General features: G+C 42.5%; 14 protein-coding genes. 12 read left to right on the top strand and 2 right to left on the bottom strand.

Annotated features, from left to right (window positions below):
- Positions 1-83: 83 nt before the first annotated feature.
- The 5 genes from T357_RS0105505 (at position 84) to rlmH (ending at position 8390) form a co-directional block, all read left to right on the top strand.
- The gene (locus tag T357_RS0105505; RefSeq protein ID WP_031549577.1) at positions 84-2768 is read left to right on the top strand and encodes a DUF5717 family protein; all 2685 of its coding nucleotides are present in this window, start codon (positions 84-86) and stop codon (positions 2766-2768) included.
- A gap of 5 nt (positions 2769-2773) precedes the next feature.
- On the top strand, positions 2774-3991 hold the full coding sequence (locus T357_RS0105500) for a DUF5716 family protein (protein ID WP_031549576.1): 1218 nt from the start codon (positions 2774-2776) through the stop codon (positions 3989-3991).
- A 72-nt stretch (positions 3992-4063) separates the two neighbouring features.
- Entirely contained in the window at positions 4064-4855 is a 792-nt protein-coding gene (locus T357_RS0105495) for a tetratricopeptide repeat protein (RefSeq protein WP_031549574.1), read from the top strand.
- 23 nt (positions 4856-4878) lie between these two features.
- Positions 4879-7518: a valine--tRNA ligase gene (locus T357_RS0105490; RefSeq protein ID WP_031549572.1), complete on the top strand. Its 2640-nt coding sequence runs from the start codon at positions 4879-4881 to the stop codon at positions 7516-7518.
- Positions 7519-7910: 392 nt separating this feature from the next.
- Positions 7911-8390 (top strand): 23S rRNA (pseudouridine(1915)-N(3))-methyltransferase RlmH, encoded by a 480-nt coding sequence (gene rlmH / locus T357_RS0105485; RefSeq protein WP_031549570.1) that lies wholly within the window; start codon positions 7911-7913, stop codon positions 8388-8390.
- A 228-nt stretch (positions 8391-8618) separates the two neighbouring features.
- On the opposite strand, the gene T357_RS0105480 is transcribed toward rlmH, so the two are convergent.
- Complete coding sequence (locus T357_RS0105480; RefSeq protein ID WP_031549568.1) at positions 8619-9128, bottom strand: CarD family transcriptional regulator; 510 nt, start codon at positions 9126-9128, stop codon at positions 8619-8621.
- 373 nt (positions 9129-9501) lie between these two features.
- Between T357_RS0105480 and T357_RS0105475 the strand changes: the two genes are divergently transcribed.
- From T357_RS0105475 to T357_RS0105445, 7 genes are all read left to right on the top strand, one after another.
- Entirely contained in the window at positions 9502-9930 is a 429-nt protein-coding gene (locus T357_RS0105475) for a GtrA family protein (protein ID WP_031549566.1), read from the top strand.
- A gap of 96 nt (positions 9931-10026) precedes the next feature.
- A complete protein-coding gene (locus T357_RS0105470; protein ID WP_049962293.1) occupies positions 10027-12744 on the top strand; it encodes a YfhO family protein in 2718 nt (905 codons plus the stop codon).
- A gap of 411 nt (positions 12745-13155) precedes the next feature.
- On the top strand, positions 13156-14487 hold the full coding sequence (gene argH, locus T357_RS0105465; RefSeq protein WP_031549562.1) for an argininosuccinate lyase: 1332 nt from the start codon (positions 13156-13158) through the stop codon (positions 14485-14487).
- Between the two features lie 263 nt (positions 14488-14750).
- Positions 14751-16013 (top strand): argininosuccinate synthase, encoded by a 1263-nt coding sequence (locus tag T357_RS0105460; RefSeq protein WP_044916230.1) that lies wholly within the window; start codon positions 14751-14753, stop codon positions 16011-16013.
- 299 nt (positions 16014-16312) lie between these two features.
- On the top strand, positions 16313-17542 hold the full coding sequence (gene argJ / locus T357_RS0105455) for a bifunctional glutamate N-acetyltransferase/amino-acid acetyltransferase ArgJ (RefSeq protein ID WP_031549558.1): 1230 nt from the start codon (positions 16313-16315) through the stop codon (positions 17540-17542).
- Positions 17543-17558: 16 nt separating this feature from the next.
- Positions 17559-18440, top strand: a complete 882-nt coding sequence (gene argB / locus T357_RS0105450; RefSeq protein WP_029200584.1) for an acetylglutamate kinase — start codon at positions 17559-17561, stop codon at positions 18438-18440.
- A 106-nt stretch (positions 18441-18546) separates the two neighbouring features.
- Positions 18547-19779, top strand: coding sequence for an aspartate aminotransferase family protein (locus T357_RS0105445; RefSeq protein WP_044916265.1), 1233 nt, complete (start codon positions 18547-18549; stop codon positions 19777-19779).
- 119 nt (positions 19780-19898) lie between these two features.
- Here the strand turns inward: T357_RS0105445 and coaBC are convergent, their stop codons facing one another.
- Positions 19899-21095 (bottom strand): bifunctional phosphopantothenoylcysteine decarboxylase/phosphopantothenate--cysteine ligase CoaBC, encoded by a 1197-nt coding sequence (gene coaBC / locus T357_RS0105440; protein WP_031549553.1) that lies wholly within the window; start codon positions 21093-21095, stop codon positions 19899-19901.
- Positions 21096-21105: the final 10 nt, after the last annotated feature.

Below are 21105 nucleotides of genomic sequence, written 5' to 3'. Positions count from 1 at the left end.
AAAACCTCCGTATTACAATTACTCTTTAATAAGACCCTTTTCTGTGTTAAAATACATGGAGATTTTCTCGGAGAAAACACAGTATGAAAGAACGTATAAATAAATTAGCAAGAGGAATAGTTGAGATAGACCGTCCTTTGCTTAAATTAAGTGATAAATCTTTTAAGGGAACTGTCGATGTGGGGGAACTCACCAAGTTCGATCTGATCATTTATTCTGAGAACGGAATACTGCTAAAGGGACTCATATATTCTGACAATCCCGCAGTAACCGTACAAAAGGATGCTTTCGGGGGTATCAGATCCCGTATCAAGTGTTCTGTTGATACCCATAACCTGCAGGATGGAGACAAGATTGACGGACAGCTCTGTATAGTATCAAACGGAGGCGAATTTAAGCTCCCGTATTCTTTTGATGTTTGTTCATCCCACAAATCAGGTGAGCTTATTTCACGTTTTGAAACAAAAGAAGATTTTATAGATTTCTGTAAAAAGAATCCTGATCTTTCAAAAAGAGTATTTGATTACAGTGATTTTGAAAATGCTCCTTTCATGAGGGACTCGGGTATTTATACCATTTACCGGGGACTCAGGAGAGGACATGACAGAAACATTGCCCTGAAACAGTTTCTGAGAGCACTTGGATTCCCTCCTGAGCAGGGTTCAGGTACTGATGAACCGGATGTCGAAGAAAGCATTATTCCTGATGAGAATGAGCCTGAAAAGACAGAGCTGTTTCCTTTGAAGGTTAATGATAAACCTCTCATAGAAAAGGCAGCCAGCATTTGCATAAGAGAAGGGGCAACCGATAAGATGGCCTTTGACATATATCAGAGAGCCATAGAGATGGGATCTACCATCACAAGGCTTTACGAATATTATGTTTATGCCATGCCCAAGGGCTATAAAGGATTACTGCCCAGAGAAGTATATCTGTACTTTGCTTATGAGCGCTCCATAGAGGAAAACATGAAGCTTCCTCTTTATTACAATGTCATTGTGAATTTCAAAGAATCCGATGATATATATCAGCGATTTGAACACAGGATTCAAAGCTATGCTATAGATATGCTGTTAAAGTCCGAATTCAACCAGCGTCTGAGTGTTATTTATGACAGGATGATCCTTGCGGACATGATAGACGAAAGGATAGCCTCGGTATTCCCTGCTATTCTTCATTCCTACAGACTTACAACAAACGATAGGCGTCTTAGCTACGTGGTTGTTAAGTACAGGGAGCTTGACCGTGAAGAGGTATATGCATTAAAAGAGGGTAATGCTTACATCCCCATCTTCTTTGAAAACAGTGAGCTTTTATTCCAGGATGCCTATGGAAATCGTTATACGGATGTTGTATACGAAACAACCCGCATAATGCATAAGGAAGAGCTGGAAAGAAAGTGCTTTGAGATATTGCCTGAGCATGCCATGTTAAAGCTTTCAAGAGCAAGAAACATTGCAAATAAGGGTATAGCTGACATAGCCCAGTTGAGACTGCTTGAGCAGGTTATGACAGATATGGATATTTCGAAGCCATATCGCACCTTCCTTAATAAGGTTATACTTGATTATCATCAGGCTTTTACCAAGGATTCTGATAAGGATCTCAGCAGCCTGGATATCAGGATATTAAAGAATATAGATCTCAAATATCTCGATGCCAAAGAAAAGGATATTCTTCTTTGCACATACATAAAGCTTTCCATGTTTAAGGAAGCGTATAAGCTTATCCTTGAGATTGGTGAAACTGACATTGAGATGCCGTATCTTGAAAAACTGATAAAAGCTCTTATAATAGACGAGCAAGCAGGAGAATCAAAGGAAATTATGATGCTGGCGCTTCGTACATTCCGCAAAGGCTCTCTGGATATGGATATATTGAATTTCCTTCTCAGGGAATACAATGGCCATTCAAAGGATATGCTGGAGCTTTTAAGGAGAGGTCAGAAAGCAGGTGCCGGAATCAATGATATGGCAGAGAGGCTTCTGGCACAGATGATCTTCTGCTGGGCCGATGATGACCTTGATGAGGTTTATCATATTTACAGACACAGCTCGGCACCTCAGAATGTACTCATAAGGGCTTATATAACCAAACGCTGTATAGATTATTTCCTATACAGGAAAAATGTATCTGAAGAGGTATTTCACGATGTATACGGCATCATACATGACGAGAGATATAAGGAAAAAGTTCCTGTAATCTATCTTCTTTCCATGTCAAAGTATATGTCAGAAAACAGGAAGCTTACGGGCGAAGAGAAATATGTTCTTCAGGAGATTGTGGATATTCTTATACAGAAGAAACTGGTATTCCCTTACATCAGAACTCTCAGTGATATAATCCGTATTCCTGACAGTGTTATGGACAGATATTACGTTGAATATCATGGCGAAAAGTCCATAAGACCGTCCTTGTATTTAAGGATATTACCTGATGAGCGTGACTTTGAAGAAGTGGAGATAAGCCGTGTATATCAGAATATTTACGTCCGTCCGGTAACACTCTTCAGCGGAGAAAGAGCAGAATATCAGATATATGATGAAGAAAAGGGTGAAGACTTTGTGGAAAGCGGTACTATAAAAGCCGATAACAAAGTACGTCTTAAAGGCGACACCTTTGACATAATAAATGAGATGTCCGGCTTGCTTGGTCAGGATAATGACTGTAAGCTTCGCGATGTTATGCTTCGCTATGTGAAAAATGAATCGGTTATAGATGAGCTTTTCACAAAAGAGCTGGATGAAACGAATGATAAGGAGCAATAAATATAGTGAGTCGCTACATTGGAATTTCACTAAATGATGATTATACATGCATATGTATAAATGATAAAACCATATCCAAATATCATCCTACAGTCATTGCCAGGGATAAAAAGGAAGATGCCTGGACTATAGGTGAAGATGCTTACAAGGCTACTCTTGCAGGTTCGGGAGTTATAGTGGATAAACTTCTGAGCCTTATTGAAAAAAACGGTACGGCAACCATTGCAAGGGTTAAGTATCATGCTGTAGATATACTTGCCCACTATTTCCATGAGCTTTTGGGAAAGGACAGCATTAAGGCTGATGAAGATGTTGTGGCCATAACCATCAGAAAGCCAAGCCGTGAAGCTGTCGGCAGGATAAAAGAAGCACTGATAAGAGCAGGAGTTCTCGCAGATAATATTTTTATTTTGAGCCATACGGAAAGCTTTGCTCATTTTGTACTGGATCAGGATCCTAATCTCTATAATCGTATGGTGGGGATGTTCGAACTCAATAATCAATGCCTTTACTATTACGAAATGCATGTTTCAAGAGGTACCAGGCGCTATGTTATGGTGGCTCATGAAGCAGAGGAAGAGGCGTTTAATCTTGATATCCTGAAGACTACTTCAGGCGGGAAGATTGCAGATAAGATTCTGAGCACTGTAGCAGAAAGAGTGATGGGAAAGAAATCATATTCATCTATCTTCTTATCTGGAAGAGGTTTCCAGGATACGAACTTTGCCACCAATTTTATGAACTTTATCTGTAATAAAAGAAGAGTTCTTATAGAGCCCGGAATGTTTGCAATCGGCGCTGAAATTTATGTAAAGAATAAGTCTGAAGGAAAAGGCGAGGATTACATGATATTATGTGACACTCGCAGTAAATCGGATGTTTCTGTAAAAGTCATTGTGAATGAAAAGGTTGAGAGCCTACCCATTGTTCGTGCAGGAGAGCCCTGGATGGATACCAGTTCAAGTTATGATATGATACTGGATGATCAGGATTTTATTGATTTTCAGGTCACCTCCATTATTAAACCACAAAGACCTCTGAGACTGCGCATGATGCTGGATACTTTTCCTGAAAGAGAGAATCGTACAACCAAAGTTCGTATGACTACGGAATTCAAGGATGCCGATACTCTGAAGGTGACTGTGAAAGATCTCGGATTCGGAGACATTTTCCCTGCTTCAGATAAAGAGATTGTTGAAGAGATCGATCTGTCTGATAAGTAAAAGTTCACCTTAAGATCTTTTTTGTACAGATGGTTGTGTCATATACGGCACAGATTTTTATAGGAAAAATTCATGGGATTACTTTTGTGTAATAAGGATGCAAGACATCCGTTTTACTATGAAAAACTTGATATAAATATTTGGTCCATTCAGGAACTGAGCTATGTGATATACAATTATCCGGTTATCATACCTGAGGATTTTGTGGATCATAAACTTACCACGTGGATCAGAGATGAACTCTCTATGGGTATTCTCGCAGCCAAGCTTGAGCAGTATCTGAATGTTTCGGATGAGATCGATCAGGAACGTCTCATACTTCTGATCCTGAGGGAAAGCAATTATTATACTCAGCTGGAGATATCAAGGTTTCAAAATGAGTTCAAAAAGCTCAGAAATATCGACAGACACGTATTTCTGAATATGCTCGGAGATACTTATTTTCATATGGGAAGATACGGAAAAGCTATCGAATCATATGAAGAATCGCTTTTTCTTAATAATGATCACATGGTTCAGATGAAACTTGCCGGAACTTATGTTACAGTTATGCAGTTCAGGAAAGCGGCAGATCTTTATGAGGAAGTCTATGTGACTACCCAGGCAGAGGAAGCGCTTCATAAGCTGTACCTGATCAATAAGCTTGAACCAACTGTAAAAACCATAGAGAAATATATCGATGTTATCGATGTTGAAACTCTTGCCGGTTGGGAGCTTGAGTACAACAATGCAGTGACAGATGCAGAACATGATGAGCGTGCTAAAGAAATCTATGATATTTATCAGAAAAGTCATTCAGCTTTTCGTGAACATGCAAAGATCATGGTGCTCAAATGGAAACGGGAGTATCGTGCAAAACTTTGATAAAAATAGAAAGGTAAACATATATGAAGGAACTTGCTAAACAGTACAATCCGGAAGAGGTTGAGGACCGCATTTATGAAATGTGGATGAAAGGTAATTATTTTCATGCAGAGGTAAATGCCAATAAGAAGCCATTTACCATCATGATGCCTCCTCCAAATGTAACCGGACAGTTACATATGGGACATGCTCTCGACAATACATTACAGGATTCACTTATCCGTTTTAAGAGAATGCAGGGTTACGAGGCGCTCTGGCAGCCCGGATGTGACCATGCAGCCATTGCTACAGAGGTTAAGGTTACCAATAAGCTTAAGGAGCAGGGCATCGACAAGCATGATCTCGGACGTGAGGGATTCCTTAAGGAGGCCTGGAAGTGGAAGGAAGAATATGAATCAAGAATCGTTGACCAGCTCCACAAAATGGGTTCCTCCGCTGACTGGGACAGACTCCGTTTTACTATGGATGAGGGCTGTTCAAAGGCTGTTGAGACAACCTTTATAAAGCTTTACAAGAAAGGCTATATTTACAAGGGCTCACGTATCATTAACTGGTGCCCGGTTTGCCATACATCACTTTCCGATGCCGAGGTTATCCATGAGGAACAGGAAGGACATTTCTGGCATATCAATTACCCTATCGCAGGACAGGAAGGCAGATTTATAGAGATCGCCACAACCAGACCTGAGACTATGCTTGGTGATACAGCGGTTGCCGTTAACCCTGAGGATCCTAGATATAAGGATCTCATCGGAAAGAATGTCAAGCTTCCTCTTACAGACAGAGAAATCCCTATCGTAGGAGATGAGCATGCCGATATGGAGGTTGGTACAGGTGCCGTTAAGATCACTCCTGCACACGACCCTAACGACTTCGAGGTAGGAAAGAGACATAACCTTCCTGAGCTTAACATCATGAATGATGATGCTACCATCAACTGCCCGGGTTCAAAGTACCACGGCATGGATCGTTATGAAGCACGTAAGCTTATAGTAGAGGATCTTAAGGAGCTTGGTCTTCTTGTTAAGATCATGCCTACAAAGCATAATGTCGGTACCCACGACCGCTGCGGTACTACCGTTGAGCCTATGATCAAGCCTCAGTGGTTTGTAAAGATGGCTGAGATGGCTAAGCCTGCTATCAAGGCTATAGAGACCGGTGACCTTCAGTTTGTTCCCGAGAACTACTCAAAGACATATCTTCACTGGCTTGAGAATATCAAGGACTGGTGTATCTCCAGACAGCTTTGGTGGGGGCACAGAATTCCTGCATATTACTGCGATGAATGCGGTGAGATGGTGGTTTCTTCCGAAGCTCCTTCAGTTTGTCCTAAGTGCGGAAAGAATCACTTCACACAGGATCCTGATACTCTTGATACATGGTTCTCAAGTGCCCTTTGGCCTTTCGAAACTTTAGGATGGCCTGAAGAGACACCTGAGTATAAATATTTCTATCCTACAAATGTACTTGTAACAGGTTACGATATCATCTTCTTCTGGGTAGTACGTATGGTATTCTCCGGAATCGAGCAGACAGGAAAGGTTCCATTCGGAAAGGTACTTATTCACGGTCTTGTAAGAGACGATCAGGGACGTAAGATGAGTAAGTCCCTCGGAAACGGTATCGATCCTCTGGAGGTTATCAAGACTTACGGTGCAGATGCTCTTCGTATGACACTTCTTACAGGAAACGCTCCCGGAAATGACATGCGTTTCTACTGGTCAAGAGTAGAGGCATCTCGTAACTTCATGAACAAGGTATGGAATGCTTCAAGATTTATCATGATGAATCTTGATAAGGCAGATATCCCTGAGACAATGCCGGAAAACCTCTCCATGGCTGACCGCTGGATACTCAGCAAGGTCAATAACCTGGTTACCGATGTTACACGTAATATGGAGGCATTTGACCTTGGTATCGCTCTTGATAAGGTTCAGAACTTCATCTGGGAAGAGTTCTGTGACTGGTACATCGAGATGGTTAAGCCTAGACTCTGGAATGAGGAGGATGAGACAAAGGGCGCAGCTCTCTGGACTCTTAAGCATGTTCTCATTACATCCCTTAAGCTTCTTCATCCTTTCTGTCCGTTCATTACAGAGGAGATTTACGATACACTTACTGACAGTTCATCACCTCTTATGAGACAGGATTGGCCATCTTACGATAAGGCTCTTGACTTTGCAGAGGATGAGGCTGAGATCGAGGCTATAAAGGAAGCTGTACGTGCTATCAGAAATATCCGTACAGAGATGAATGTTGCTCCTTCCAGAAAGGCTCAGAACTATGTTGTTACAACTAACGACAGAGTAAGAAAGACTTTTGAGCACAGTAAGGTATTCTTTGCTACTCTTGCTTATGCTTCTGAGGTATTTATCCAGGAGAACAAGAACGGTATCGCTGATGATGCGGTTTCTGTAGCTATTCCTGATGCGGTTATATATATTCCGTTTGCGGATCTTGTGGATATCGAGAAGGAGAAGGAGAGACTTCTAAAGGAGAAGGCTAAGTGGGAGGCTGAGATCAAGCGTTCCGAGGGCATGCTCAATAACGAGCGTTTCATCTCCAAGGCGCCTGAGGCTAAGGTTCAGGAAGAGAGAGACAAGCTCGAGAAGAATAAGCAGATGCTTAAGCAGGTTACAGACCGACTTGAGGCACTTCACTAATTAAAACGTACGCCTGAGTCAGTGGGCATCCTTTTTATAACGGATAGCTTTGGCGGAAAAATCAAAATCTGACTCCTACGAGGCTGTGGGCATCCTTTTAAAATCGAGGCGCCTTGGCAGAAAAATCTAAAACAGACCCCCTAAGAACCACTAGGCCCTCGCCAATGTCAGATATTTTCTTTATGAAAAATCTGACTTGGCGAGGGGGCTAAGGAAAATGGGACCAAGTGGTTCTAAGGGGGTCTGTTTTGATTTTTCAAGCCTCGGCTTTACGATTTTAAAAGGATGCCCACAGCCTCTAAGAAGTCAGAGTTTGATTTTTCTAGTTTGATTTTACGAAATAAAAAGGATGCCCACTGACTCAGGCTGATTTTGATTATGATTTAAATTTTATGAAGATTACACTTATTACAGTTGGAAAAATTAAAGAAAAGTATCTGAAAGACGCTATAGCGGAGTATTCAAAAAGGCTTTCGGCTTATTGTGATATCAATATTGTCGAGCTGCAGGATGAGAAGACGCCGGACAGGGCGCCGGCGGCGGTTGAGGAGAAGATTAAGGAGACTGAAGGAGGACGGATTCTTCAGAAGATTGGGGACAGGGCTTATGTGATTGCGCTGGCCATCAATGGGGATATGCTTAGTTCTGAGGAGCTGGCGGAGAAGATGTCGGATCTTATGGTCAGGGGAAACTCGGATATCGTGTTTGTTATCGGGGGATCCCTGGGGCTTTCACCGGAGGTTCTTAAGAGAGCGAATTATAAGCTCAGTTTCAGCAGGATGACTTTCCCGCACCAGCTTATGAGGGTGATTCTTCTGGAACAGGTTTACAGGGCTTTCAAGATCAACAGTAATGAGCCGTATCATAAGTGATCATCAGAAGAATGGGTGTTTATATCTTGGTTCTGTTGTAAAAAATTCATTGAAAGCATATTGACTTAGATTATAAAAATACCTGTAGGATATCTAATTTGAATAAAAAAAGGGCTTCGGATTTTTGAATCCGAAGCCTTTTGTATTATCTATATCTATACTAAATATTTAGTTATTGTCCAAATAAAATGCAATAGCTTTAAATCAGGGTCCATCACCCTTTTTTACTCATACTACAGATTTATGTACGATTCCGGAAATATACTCTGGAACATTGTCCTTTGGCATATCCAGTACGAGTGCAAGCTCATCATAAAGAATGCCTTCTGCCTGCTGCATATAATGTGAATCTGTAAGTGTAAGTTTTTTTCCCTGGCTGATACGTTCCTCTTTGCGAACGTATAAAGTTTTGATGACCCTCATAAGCTCGTCCGGGTCGCAGCTGCGGATGCACTCTTTATAAGCATCTTCGCGCTGTTTGTTGTTTTTGATGTCAAGGATGCCTATGCCCGGAACAGTTTTGATGAAAGCATTAGCTTCTTCCTTTGACATGATCTTTCTCATGTTGATCTTCTGAGCATCAACAGGAGCATAAACGGAACCTGATGGCTTATCATATGGCTGCATCACGTAATACTCTTTGTTTTTGGATACGCCATCCATGTTAAGCGTTGTTTTGTCGATGATTTTGTGTATGCCTTTACATCCGTAAACTACATAATCACCATTTTGAAACATAATACCTCCTTTAAAAAATATGGTCTTACTAGAAACAAGTTCTGATGTGAACTTAAACATTTACTTAAATCACAATAAAATTACGATTGATTTGTAAGAAAATAATCTGAATTAAATATTGACAATCAAAGTAAGAATTCATATATTATATATTTTACATTTTTTAGTAAAACTTTCAAAGTCAATATTGCACAATTAAGATTTAAAATTTCACCCTTTTCTTGATATGAATTAAGCTCTGGGCTATACTTTAGCGAGGCTGTATATATCAAAATTACGTAACTTGCAAAAACATCATCTGAGTTTCTACCTCAAAAAAGAGTCCATAATTGAGTGTATTTTGATTAAAAACCAGCTGATCGGAGAAATATTTATGGAAAAATTGAAAGAGTTATACTTTAAATATAAAGAAATAGTCAACTATCTGATAGTCGGAGGATTAACAACAGTTGTAAGTCTTCTTGTATATTTCATCTGTGTTTCCACCTTCTGTGATCCGTCATCACCGCTTCAGCTTCAGGCAGCAAATGTCATTTCATGGGTTGTGGCAGTAACATTTGCCTTCTTCACAAACAGAAAGTATGTCTTTGAGAGCAGCAGTGAAAATATCTGGGCGGAAGCCGGTAAATTCTATGTTTCCAGACTGAGTACCCTGGGGATAGATATGCTGATAATGTTTATAACAGTGACTGTCTTTGGTATGAACGATAAGGTGGCTAAGCTTATTGTTCAGGTAGTGGTCACAATCACTAATTATTTATTTAGTAAATTTTTGGTGTTCAATAAAAGCAGTAATTCTTAATGTAGTAAATAGACTTTTTTACAGTAGTATAAAATTGTATCGGATTATCAATAACACATAAGGAACACATAAACCTGCGTATTTAGGAGTTGATCTATGAGCTTTAAAAATATCAAGAATAAAAAAGCCTATGTTATGGCATTTCTTTTTCCTGTCATAGCAATGATCCTTATATTTTTCTTCAGAGGAATCTATCCATTCGGTTCGGAGACATTTCTTCGTACAGATATGTATCATCAGTATGCTCCGTTTTCCTCGGAGTTTAATTATAAGCTTCAGCATGGAGGATCTCTTTTATACACATGGGATGTGGGACTCGGGATCAATTTTACGGCTCTGTATGCGTACTATCTGGCCAGTCCTCTGAACTGGCTTATGGCACTTTGCCCCAAAGGACTGATTCTTGAATTCATGACATACATGATAGTACTGAAGATCGGTCTTTGCGGTGTTACCATGTGTTACTATCTCAGACATCATTTTATGAATAATGATCTGGGATGTGCATTTTTCGCTATATGCTATGCCTTATCAGGCTATGTTTCTGCATATAGCTGGAACTGGATGTGGCTTGACTGTATAGTGCTTTTCCCACTCATTATGCTTGGTCTTGAAAGGCTTGTAAAAGGAGAGAGCGGTATGCTGTATGTTCTGACATTGGGACTCAGCATTCTTTCAAACTACTACATTTCTATAATGATCTGTATTTTCATGGTCATATACTTCATATGTCTTAACTTTACCGAGGGACTGGACAGCTTTCAGACCTTCATCGTAAGGGGCATAAGATTCGGCATATATTCCATGATTGCGGGAGGACTTGCTGCGGTTACACTTCTGCCGGAGATATTTGCCCTTCAGCTTACCGCTTCAGGTGACTTCAGTTTCCCGAAGACAGCACAGCAGTATTTCACCATCATAGACATGTTTGCAAGACAGATGCCGCTGGTTGATACAGAGCAGGGACTTGATCATTGGCCCAATATCTATGCCGGATCTATGGTGTTCATAATGCTTCCCTTGTATTTCATAAACGGTGCCATAAGAGTGAAGGACAAAGTTGTAAACGGCGTTCTCCTTATATTCTTTTTCCTTAGTTTCAGCATAAATATGCTTAACTTTATCTGGCACGGATTCCATTTCCCAAACTCTCTTCCCTGCAGACAGAGCTTCATATACATTTTCATAATCCTTTATATGTGCTATGAGGCTTACATTAAGAGACATAATGTGGAATTCAGGCATATCGGAGTTTCACTGTTTACTGCAGTTGCATTTATCCTGCTTGCTCAGAAGCTTGTTACTGATGATGCTTTAAAATGGTACACCTTCTATGTGACATTGCTTTTTGTCCTTATATACTTTGGATTCCTTTATGCGGACAAGCTTAAGAAATTTGATCATGATATAGGGGTTATCCTTCTCGCCTTTGTGCTCTTTATGGAGCTCACCCTCAATATGGCTGTCACATCAGTGCCTACAACTTCAAGGGATTCTTATACAGCAGACAATCAGGATGTTATCAAACTTGTGTCTGAAGTAAAGGAACAGGATAAAAGCTTTTACCGCTTTGAGAAGATGACCAGGAAGAGTAAGGACGATGGTGCCTGGATGAACTTCCCGAGCGTTTCGATGTTTTCGTCCACAGCCTATTCAGCCTGCTCGGATTTCTTTAAATCTGTGGGTATGGAAGCTTCCACCAATGCATATTCCATAACAGGCTCAACTCCCCTTATGAATATGCTGTTTGCGGTAAAATACAGCATTTATTCACAGAAAGTAGATAAACCGGAAGAACTGTCCGTTAAGCTTCTGGACACCTCCGGAGATACTTACATGTATGAGAATACCTATGCATTGCCGCTGGGATTTAAGCTTTCCGATAAAGAACTTGCCCATTGGTTCACTGACATGGGCTCACCTGCATTAAACCAGAACAGCTTATGTGATGCCTTGGAAACAAACCTGGTTTTGAATAGTGTTATCGGAGAATTAAATGGAAAACAGTACAGTTTTACAGCAGGCGTTCCCGGCGATTATTATGCCTACGTCAACGATTCTTCAATAAAAGAAGTTAATGTTGATTACGGATACAGAACCAAAAAAGTAAATAATTTAAACAGAGGCTATTTTATAGAAATAGGCCACCTCAATATGGGAGATTCAGTAACCCTTAAAAATGAGACCAATGAAAAAGCATTGTCACTGGACATCTACCGCTTTGACTATGAAGCCCTTAAGGAAGTCTATGACAAACTGAACGACGAAGGCTGGAACCTTACAACCATAGAGGACACCTATCTGTGCGGAGAAATCACTGCAAACACTAACGGCACCATGATGACCTCAATCCCCTATGACGAAGGCTGGACAGTCTATGTTGACGGAAAAAAACAGGAACTCCAAAAAGTTAAAGACACATTCATAGGCGTAAGGCTGGAAGCCGGAACCCACAAAGTGGAAATGAAATACTTCCCCCGCGGTCTTAAGGAAGGCGCCATCATCTCCGCTTCAAGTATCCTTGTCCTCCTTCTGATAGCCATCTTCACCAAAAAATACGGCTACCTGGAACACCTCCTCCCCGAAACCCTGGACGAAGACGATGAGGATGACGAAGAAGACGAGTATGAAGAGAATCCTGTCGCCGACGATAACGATAACGAAATCAAAGCCAAAGACGAAGTAGAAGAGATCCTTGAAGAAACCCTCGAAGAACTCGAGGAAGTCGAAAAATCCGACCGCGAATCCGACAGTTGCGTCCCTCCTCAGAATATCGAAAACCAAGATATCATAGACGAAACAACAGAGAATTAATCAGTAGATATATAGAACATGCAGGAAAATGGAAGGGATGTGTGGCTAGGCTTGCTTTATCAGCGTTTCGTAAGAAATGCTGATGCCCCCAGGCGGCGAGGCTGTTTCGGCGTAAGCCGAAATCAAACGAAAATGCCCGCGCGTAGCGCATTCATATGGCATTTTCTCCTTGACTCGGATTGAAAGAACAGCTGGTGCATTCATGTACGAACCAGATGCACGTCAGTGCATATGGGGCGTACATGAATGTGCCAGCTGTACTTTCAATTCCGTGGGCCGCCGCACATCCCTCCCATTTTCCGTCCGGTATATACCAGATATTCATTTAAACCATTTAACTTTATATCCCTTGTGTAGTAAAATACACAGGGGATATTTTTATTCAAAAATTTTAATCACGGAGGAACGCCAATGAAGCTTTGGGGCGGCAGATTTACAGAAGCAGAAGATGCATTAACAGAAGCATTTAACGAATCACTCAGTTTTGATAAACGCATGTACAGACAGGACATCAGAGGATCCATAGCACATGCAAAAATGCTTGGAAAACAAAGCATCATCTCAGAAGAAGACAGCGAAGCCATCGTAAAAGGCCTCGAAGGAATCCTTTCAGACATAGAAGCAGGAAAACTCACAATAGGCGGTTCGGCCGAAGACATTCACAGCTTTATAGAAGCAGAACTTACAGAACGCATCGGAGAGGCAGGCAAAAGACTTCATACAGGCCGCAGCCGTAATGATCAGGTAGCCCTTGATATGAAGATGTATACCCGTGACCATATGGACAGCATGGTGGAAGAGATCAAGGAACTCATCAACACCTTTGAAAAGCTGATAGATGAAAACCGCGATACCTATATGCCGGGATTTACACACCTTCAGAAGGCACAGCCCACAACTCTTGCACACCATATGGGTGCTTATAAGGAAATGCTATTGAGGGATCTTAGCCGTCTCAGCGACACAAGAGACCGTCTGAACGAGTGCCCTCTCGGAGCGGGAGCATTCGCAGGCACTACCTATCCTCTGGACAGAGACTATACAGCGAAACTTCTGGAATTCAGAAAACCCACAAACAACTCCATGGATTCCGTATCTGACAGAGATTACCTTCTTGAATATATATTCGACCTTTCAACCATACAGATGCACCTCAGCCGTTTAAGCGAAGAAATCATCATCTGGAACTCCAATGAGTATCAGTTTGTCCGCATATCCGACGCCTATTCCACCGGCTCCAGCATTATGCCGCAGAAGAAGAACCCGGATATAGCCGAGCTTATTCGCGGAAAGACAGGACGTGTATATGGTGCGCTTCAGAGTCTTCTGGTAGTAATGAAAGGACTTCCTCTTGCCTATAACAAGGATATGCAGGAGGATAAAGAATTTGCCTTTGACGCCATGGATACCGTTCTTGATTCCGTAAAACTCATGAACGGAATGCTCAGCACCATAACCTTTAACAAAACCCGCATGGAGGATTCCGCAAAGCGAGGATTCACCAATGCCACCGACGTTGCAGATTACCTCGTTCGTAAAGGCGTTCCCTTCAGAACAGCCCACGGCATCGTAGGCGAGCTTGTTCTCTTATGCGAAGAAAAGAAGTGTGCCCTCGACGACCTCACACTCACAGATTATAAGAACATTTGCGACAAAATAGATGAAGACATCTATGACGCCATCTCCCTCGAGACCTGCGTTAAAAACCGTAAAACCACCGGCGCTCCGGGAGAATTATTGTGAATAATAGGGGAAGGTTCCCGCAGTCGGGAACCTTCCCCTATAATGCATTAGCGATGTATAAATATGCTACAAATACGCATTGGATGAGGATTTATACAAGATAAAATGACTAAATATGCATTTTTATACAAATAACACTTGCATTTTCATGCAAGAAAGCGTATTATCCAAACAGCAGTTAAGTAAATGCTTTTTGAAGAAGTACTTACCACACTTCACAGGATAACCTGTAAAGTCAAAAAGTTTTGAAAAGGAGAAAAGATATGGGCAATCTTACACCAAAGAACAACACACAGGGCGAGAAAGTAGTACTCGCGTATTCCGGCGGACTTGACACAACAGCAATCGTACCATGGCTTAAAGAAACCTTTGGATATGAAGTAATCTGCTGCTGTGTAGACGTAGGACAGGGCAATGAGCTCGACGGACTTGCCGAGAGAGCAAAGCTTTCCGGAGCTGCAAAGCTTTACATCGAAGACATTACCGACGATTTCTGTGACAACTACGTTGTACCATGCCTTCAGGCAGATGCAACATATGAGAATAAATATTTACTTGGAACGTCCATGGCGAGACCGGCCATCGCAAAGAAGCTGGTAGACATTGCACGTAAGGAAGGCGCTAAGGCAATCTGCCACGGTGCTACAGGAAAGGGCAACGATCAGATCCGTTTCGAGCTTTCCATCAAGGCTCTTGCTCCTGATCTTGACATCATCGCTCCATGGAGAATGACAGACATCTGGACCTTCCAGTCACGTGAAGATGAGTACGACTACATTAAGTCAAAGGGAATTCCTCTTACATTCTCTGCGGACAATTCATACAGCCGCGACAGAAACATTGTTCATATCTCACATGAGGGACTTGAGCTTGAGGATCCTTCACAGGAGCCGAATTACGACCACATGCTGGTTCTTTCAAACTCTCCCGAAAAGGCACCGGATAAGGTGACAGATGTGGAGATCAAATGGGAGGCAGGAATCCCTGTTGAGCTTAACGGAAAGAAGATGTCTGTTAGGGATATAATAATCGAGCTTAACAAGCTTGGCGGAGAGAACGGCATCGGAATCATCGATATCGTTGAGAACCGTGTAGTAGGTATGAAGAGCCGTGGCGTTTATGAGACTCCGGGACTTACCATCCTTATGGAGGCACATAAGCAGATCGAGGAGCTGATCCTTGACCGTCAGACTATGGAATTCAAGCAGATGGTTGATGTTAAGTACTCTCAGGTAGTTTATGAGGGTAAGTGGTTCGATCCTCTTCGTGAGGCTCTTCAGGCATTCGTAGAGTCAACACAGAAGTATGTTACTGGTGTTACCAAGCTTAAGCTTTACAAGGGTAACATCACAAAGGCAGGAACAACTTCACCATATTCACTTTACAATGAGTCTCTTGCGTCCTTCACAACAGGAGATCTTTACGATCACCACGACGCTTCAGGATTCATCACCTTATTCGGTCTTCCCGAGAAGGTACGTGCAATGAAGATGCTTGAGGTTAAGAACCTTCAAAATAACAAATAAATCCGGTAAGAACTTTGTATGATGCCTTAATCGGAAACCCCCAATAAGGCATTATAGAGAGTTTGCTCATAGAATGAAGCTCTTCGGCTCGGTAAACCGAAGAGCTGAGTTCACATTCAGACCTAAATCGGTCAATGTAAACCTGGGTTAAAAGTGAAAATTTAATCTTTATAAGTAGGTATGATACAAGCACGTATAAATCATGATTGTACATAAGCTATGAAGATAATGATGATAACTGTTTAGAGTCAGAAGATAATGAGAGTTTTCAATTGACTCCGGAGGTTCTATTAATGAGTATGATTTCAATAAACGGCGGTGTATGTGCCGCCAAAGGTTTTATGGCAGCTTCCTATGCTGCTGAAATAAGGAAAAAAGGCCGTGATGATATGGCCATGATCTTTTCAAAAGAACCCTGCACGGTGGCAGGAACCTTTACATCCAATGTTGTAAAGGCTGCTCCTGTAATGTGGGATAAAAACATTGTGAGCTCCGGAAAACCGGTGCATGCAGTAGTTGTAAATTCCGGTATCGCCAATGCCTGCACCGGAAAAGAGGGTATGGATGCCTGCAAAGCCGAAGCTAAGTGTGTTGCAGAGCACTTCGGAGATACATTTTCCGCAGAGTCCGTACTGGTAGCTTCAACAGGTGTCATCGGTATGCAGCTCCCAGTAGATAAGATGCTTAATGCCATCTCTGAAATGATTCCGCTTCTCGAAAGCGATGAGGCTCACGCAACCTCGGCAAGCAAAGCCATTATGACCACAGATACTGTGAACAAAGAATTTGCCGTGGAGTTTGAGCTTGACGGCAAGAAGGTTCATATCGGCGGAATGACAAAGGGCTCCGGCATGATTCATCCGAGAATGTGCACCATGCTTTGCTTCCTGACAACAGATGTTGCTATTTCCAAGGAGCTCCTGCAGAAAGCCCTCAGCGAAGATATCGTTGATACCTTTAACATGATTTCCGTTGATGGTGATACATCAACAAACGATACCTGTGTGATCCTTGCAAACGGCACCGCGGGGAATAAAGAAATTATTGACGATGATGAGGATTTCGAAACATTCAGATCTGCTCTTCATCAGGTTAATGCAACCCTCGCCACAAGAATGGCTGCAGACGGAGAGGGAGCTTCACACCTTTTCACAGCAAAGGTTGTCGGGGCGAGAAACAAGGATCAGGCGAGAACATTAGCCAGATCCGTTGTATCATCAACCCTCACAAAGGCAGCAATTTACGGAAGAGACGCAAACTGGGGACGAATCCTCTGTGCCATGGGTTACAGCGGAGCTCAGTTCGATCCTGAAAAGGTGGACCTGTATTTCGTTAATGATATAGGAAAGATAGCTGTTTATAAACAAGGAGTACCCCTTGATTTTGATGAGGATTTTGCTGCTGAGATCCTGGGATATCAGGAAGTCACAGCCCTTATTGAAATGAACGAGGGCGTTGAGACAGCCACCGCATGGGGCTGCGACCTCACACATGAGTATGTAGACATTAACGCAGAATATCGTACGTAAGGAGAAAGAGATGGACATTTCACAGGAGATAATGAATAAGGCTGCAACCCTGGTTGAGGCACTTCCATATATTCAGAAATTTCAGGACAAGGTAGTTATCGTAAAGTATGGCGGATCAGCCATGACAGATGAGAACCTCAAGATGCAGGTTATGCAGGATGTGGCTCTTCTTAAACTGGTTGGACTTAAGCCTATTATCGTTCACGGTGGAGGAAAAGATATTTCAAAGTGGATAAGCAAAGTCGGCAAGGAGCCAAAATTTGTAAACGGACTCAGAGTTACCGATGATGAAACCATGGAAATCGCTGAGATGGTGCTTAATAAGGTCAATAAATCACTTGTACAGCTCATCAACAACCTGGGCGGTAAATCTGTGGGTATCTCCGGCAAGGATGGAAACCTTCTTAAGTGTGTAAAGAAATACAGTAATGGAGAGGATATCGGTTTTGTAGGAGAGGTTGTAGACGTTGATACCACCGTCATTAAAGATCTCATGGATGATAACTTTATACCTGTTATTTGTCCTGTAGGCTTTGATGATCACGGTCAGACTTACAATGTTAATGCTGACGATGCGGCATGTGCCATTGCAGCAGCTATGCATGCCGAGAAGCTTGCTTACCTTACTGATGTAGAGGGCGTATACAAAGATTTTGAAGATAAAAATTCCCTTATACATACATTAAGCCTTGATGAGGCTCAGGAAATGATTGATTCCGGAATTCTCGGAGGCGGAATGCTTCCCAAGCTTCAGAACTGTATAGATGCCATGAAGAAGGGCGTTAACAGTGTGCATATACTTGACGGAAGAGTACCTCACTGTCTCTTGCTTGAGATATTCACTAATAAGGGTATCGGAACCATGATTGAGAAATCAATTGATAAAGCATTTGACTAATATTTAAAGAATAGCGTCTTTTCTGATAAAATGATCGGGAGAGACGCTTAAAGCATATTTACAGAGGGGATGATTCCCCGGTATCGGAGGTATGACAATGAAATATATGGATGACTCCATTGTAAAGGGCAATGTTGTAAACGACCGTGTTTTGAACGATGGAGATAAAGTATTCTATAAAACCTATAATCGTTTTCCTGTTGCATTTGATCACGCAGAAGGAGTCTATCTCTACGATGTAGGAGACAATAAGTATCTGGATTTCGGAGCCGGTATTTCGGTTTGCGGTCTGGGTTACGGTAACGCTCTTCTTAACCGTGCAATGAAGTCACAGATCGACAAGGGACTTCTTCATACATCAAATCTGTTTTACAACGAGCCGGCTGTTGAAGCTGCAGAGAAGCTTACTGAGATGACCGGTATGGATAAGGTTTTCTTTACCAATTCAGGAACCGAGGCCGTAGAGGGTGCACTTAAGATTGCCCGTCGTTATCATTTTAATAAAGGTAAGAAGGGTTGCGAGATCATCGCCATGCAGGGCTCCTTCCACGGAAGAAGTATGGGTGCTCTCAGCGTGACAGGTAAGGATCATTATCGCGAGCCTTTTGAGCCGCTAATCGGAGGAGTTAAGTTCGCAATCTACAACGACCTTGATTCGGTCAAGGCTCTTATCAATGAAAACACCGGAGCTATCATCATGGAAACATTCCAGGGTGAGGGCGGAATATATCCTGCCACAGAGGAGTTCCTTAAAGGCGTGAGAAAGCTCTGTGATGAAAATGATCTCCTTCTTATTCTGGATGAGATCCAGTGCGGAATGGGACGTACCGGATATCTTTTCGCATGGCAGGAGTACGATGTGAAGCCGGATGTCATGACAGTGGCAAAGGCCCTTGGTAACGGAGTTCCCATCGGCGCTTTCCTTGCCTGCGGGGAAGCTGCAGAGGCCATGAAGCCAGGTGATCACGGATCCACCTACGGCGGAAATCCGTTTGTTTGTGCGGTTGCTTCAGCAGTTCTGGATGTATTTAAAGAAGCAGACATTCCGGGACACGCAAAGAAGATGGGAGAGCATCTCTGGAAGGCTCTCGAGGAGATTAAGGAAAAATACCCTGATCTGGTGGTTGACCACAGAGGAAAGGGTCTTATCCAGGGACTTGAATTTGCGGAAGGAGTAAAGGTTGGTGAAATCGTGAAGAAAGCCCTGCTCGAGCAGAAGCTGATCCTCATTTCGGCAGAACACAACACCATCCGTTTCGTACCGCCTCTTGTTATCGAAAGAGAGCATGTAAACGAGATGCAGGAAAAGCTGGACGCAGTGCTTGCCGGTCTCAGTTGAAGTGATCAATAACAGTATCTGTACATGACTCATATCAAATTATTAGGTCATATAATCCACAGGAGACGGTTCCTTTATAAGAAAACCGTCTCCTGTGGATTAGCTTTTATAGAATATAATTAGCGAAGCTTCATGATCTCATCCAGCAACCTGTTTGCTGCATCCCATTTTGAAAGCAGTGGGAGTTCAACTTCCGAATCATGTGAGATCAATGTGAGGACATTGGTGTCACCCTGGAAGCCGGCGCCTTCGACTTTAACGTTGTTTGCGGCGATGAGGTCCAGGTTTTTCTTTTCAAGCTTCTTTCTGGAGTTTTCAATCATGTTCTCGGTTTCCATTGAAAAACCGCAAAGGAACTGGCCTTTCTTTTTGTGTTTTCCGAGATATTTCAGTATATCATCTGTTCTTTCCAAAGGAAGTGAGAGATCAGATCCGTCATCCTTCTTCTTTATCTTGTTATCTGCAACGGTAGCCGGTCTGTAATCTGCTACGGCAGCCGCTTTGATGATGATATCCGTATCCTTCTGACGAGAGGTGATTGCCTCGTACATGTCAGCGGCACTTCTGATGTTAACAACCTTGACATTTGCAGGATGAGGAAGGTTCACAGGCCCGCTTACCAGAGTAACTTCTGCACCTCTTGCGGCAGCGGCTGAAGCTATGCTGTAGCCCATCTTGCCGGAGGAACGATTGGTAAGAAAACGTACAGGATCCAGATCTTCACATGTAGGTCCGGCACTGACCATGACGCTGAGCCCCTTCATATCCTTTTCGCAGGCCGCCTGATTGATGACCCAGTCAACTATCACAGATGGATCTTCAAGCTTTCCGGCACCTTCTGTACCGCATGCAAGATGTCCTGACGCGGGTTCGATAACAGTCCATCCGTAATGCTTGAGCTTCTTCAGATTGTCCTGAAGTATGGGATTATTCCACATCTTGGTATTCATGGCAGGAGCGATAAGCTTGGGACATTCGCAGGCCATGAGAGTAGTTGTCAGCATGTCATCAGCTATGCCGTTTGCCAGCTTTCCGATTATATTGGCGGTGGCAGGGGCAATGATGACACAATCCGCCTTATCCGCCAGGGCAATATGCTCAACCTCCCAGGGGTGGTTTCTGTCAAAGGTATCTGTTACCACCTTATTGTGGCACAATGCTTCGAAAGTATTGGGAGTGATGAAGTTCAGGGCATGCTCGGTCATGATGACGTCAACATTGGCATGGTTCTTAACCAATCTTGAGCAAATGTCAGCGGCCTTGTAAGCAGCAATCCCGCCGGTTACTCCCAACAAAATATTTTTACCTTTAAGCATAAATACTCCT

This window comes from Oribacterium sp. FC2011 (assembly GCF_000701645.1).
Taxonomy (GTDB): Bacteria; Bacillota; Clostridia; order Lachnospirales; family Lachnospiraceae; genus Oribacterium.
Note: the sequence above shows the minus strand (reverse complement) of the source record. Positions and strands in the feature narration are given on the sequence as shown.

What these genes read in the sequence shown, in the direction of transcription:
- T357_RS0105470 (WP_049962293.1), top strand. Translation starts at nt 10,027, where the DNA reads ATGAGCTTTAAAAATATCAAGAATAAAAAAGCCTATGTTATGGCATTT.
- T357_RS0105490 (WP_031549572.1), top strand. Translation starts at nt 4,879, where the DNA reads ATGAAGGAACTTGCTAAACAGTACAATCCGGAAGAGGTTGAGGACCGC.
- T357_RS0105445 (WP_044916265.1), top strand. Translation starts at nt 18,547, where the DNA reads ATGGATGACTCCATTGTAAAGGGCAATGTTGTAAACGACCGTGTTTTG.
- T357_RS0105480 (WP_031549568.1), bottom strand. Translation starts at nt 9,128, where the DNA reads ATGTTTCAAAATGGTGATTATGTAGTTTACGGATGTAAAGGCATACAC.
- T357_RS0105505 (WP_031549577.1), top strand. Translation starts at nt 84, where the DNA reads ATGAAAGAACGTATAAATAAATTAGCAAGAGGAATAGTTGAGATAGAC.
- coaBC (WP_031549553.1), bottom strand. Translation starts at nt 21,095, where the DNA reads ATGCTTAAAGGTAAAAATATTTTGTTGGGAGTAACCGGCGGGATTGCT.
- T357_RS0105495 (WP_031549574.1), top strand. Translation starts at nt 4,064, where the DNA reads ATGGGATTACTTTTGTGTAATAAGGATGCAAGACATCCGTTTTACTAT.
- rlmH (WP_031549570.1), top strand. Translation starts at nt 7,911, where the DNA reads ATGAAGATTACACTTATTACAGTTGGAAAAATTAAAGAAAAGTATCTG.
- argJ (WP_031549558.1), top strand. Translation starts at nt 16,313, where the DNA reads ATGATTTCAATAAACGGCGGTGTATGTGCCGCCAAAGGTTTTATGGCA.
- T357_RS0105460 (WP_044916230.1), top strand. Translation starts at nt 14,751, where the DNA reads ATGGGCAATCTTACACCAAAGAACAACACACAGGGCGAGAAAGTAGTA.
- argH (WP_031549562.1), top strand. Translation starts at nt 13,156, where the DNA reads ATGAAGCTTTGGGGCGGCAGATTTACAGAAGCAGAAGATGCATTAACA.
- T357_RS0105475 (WP_031549566.1), top strand. Translation starts at nt 9,502, where the DNA reads ATGGAAAAATTGAAAGAGTTATACTTTAAATATAAAGAAATAGTCAAC.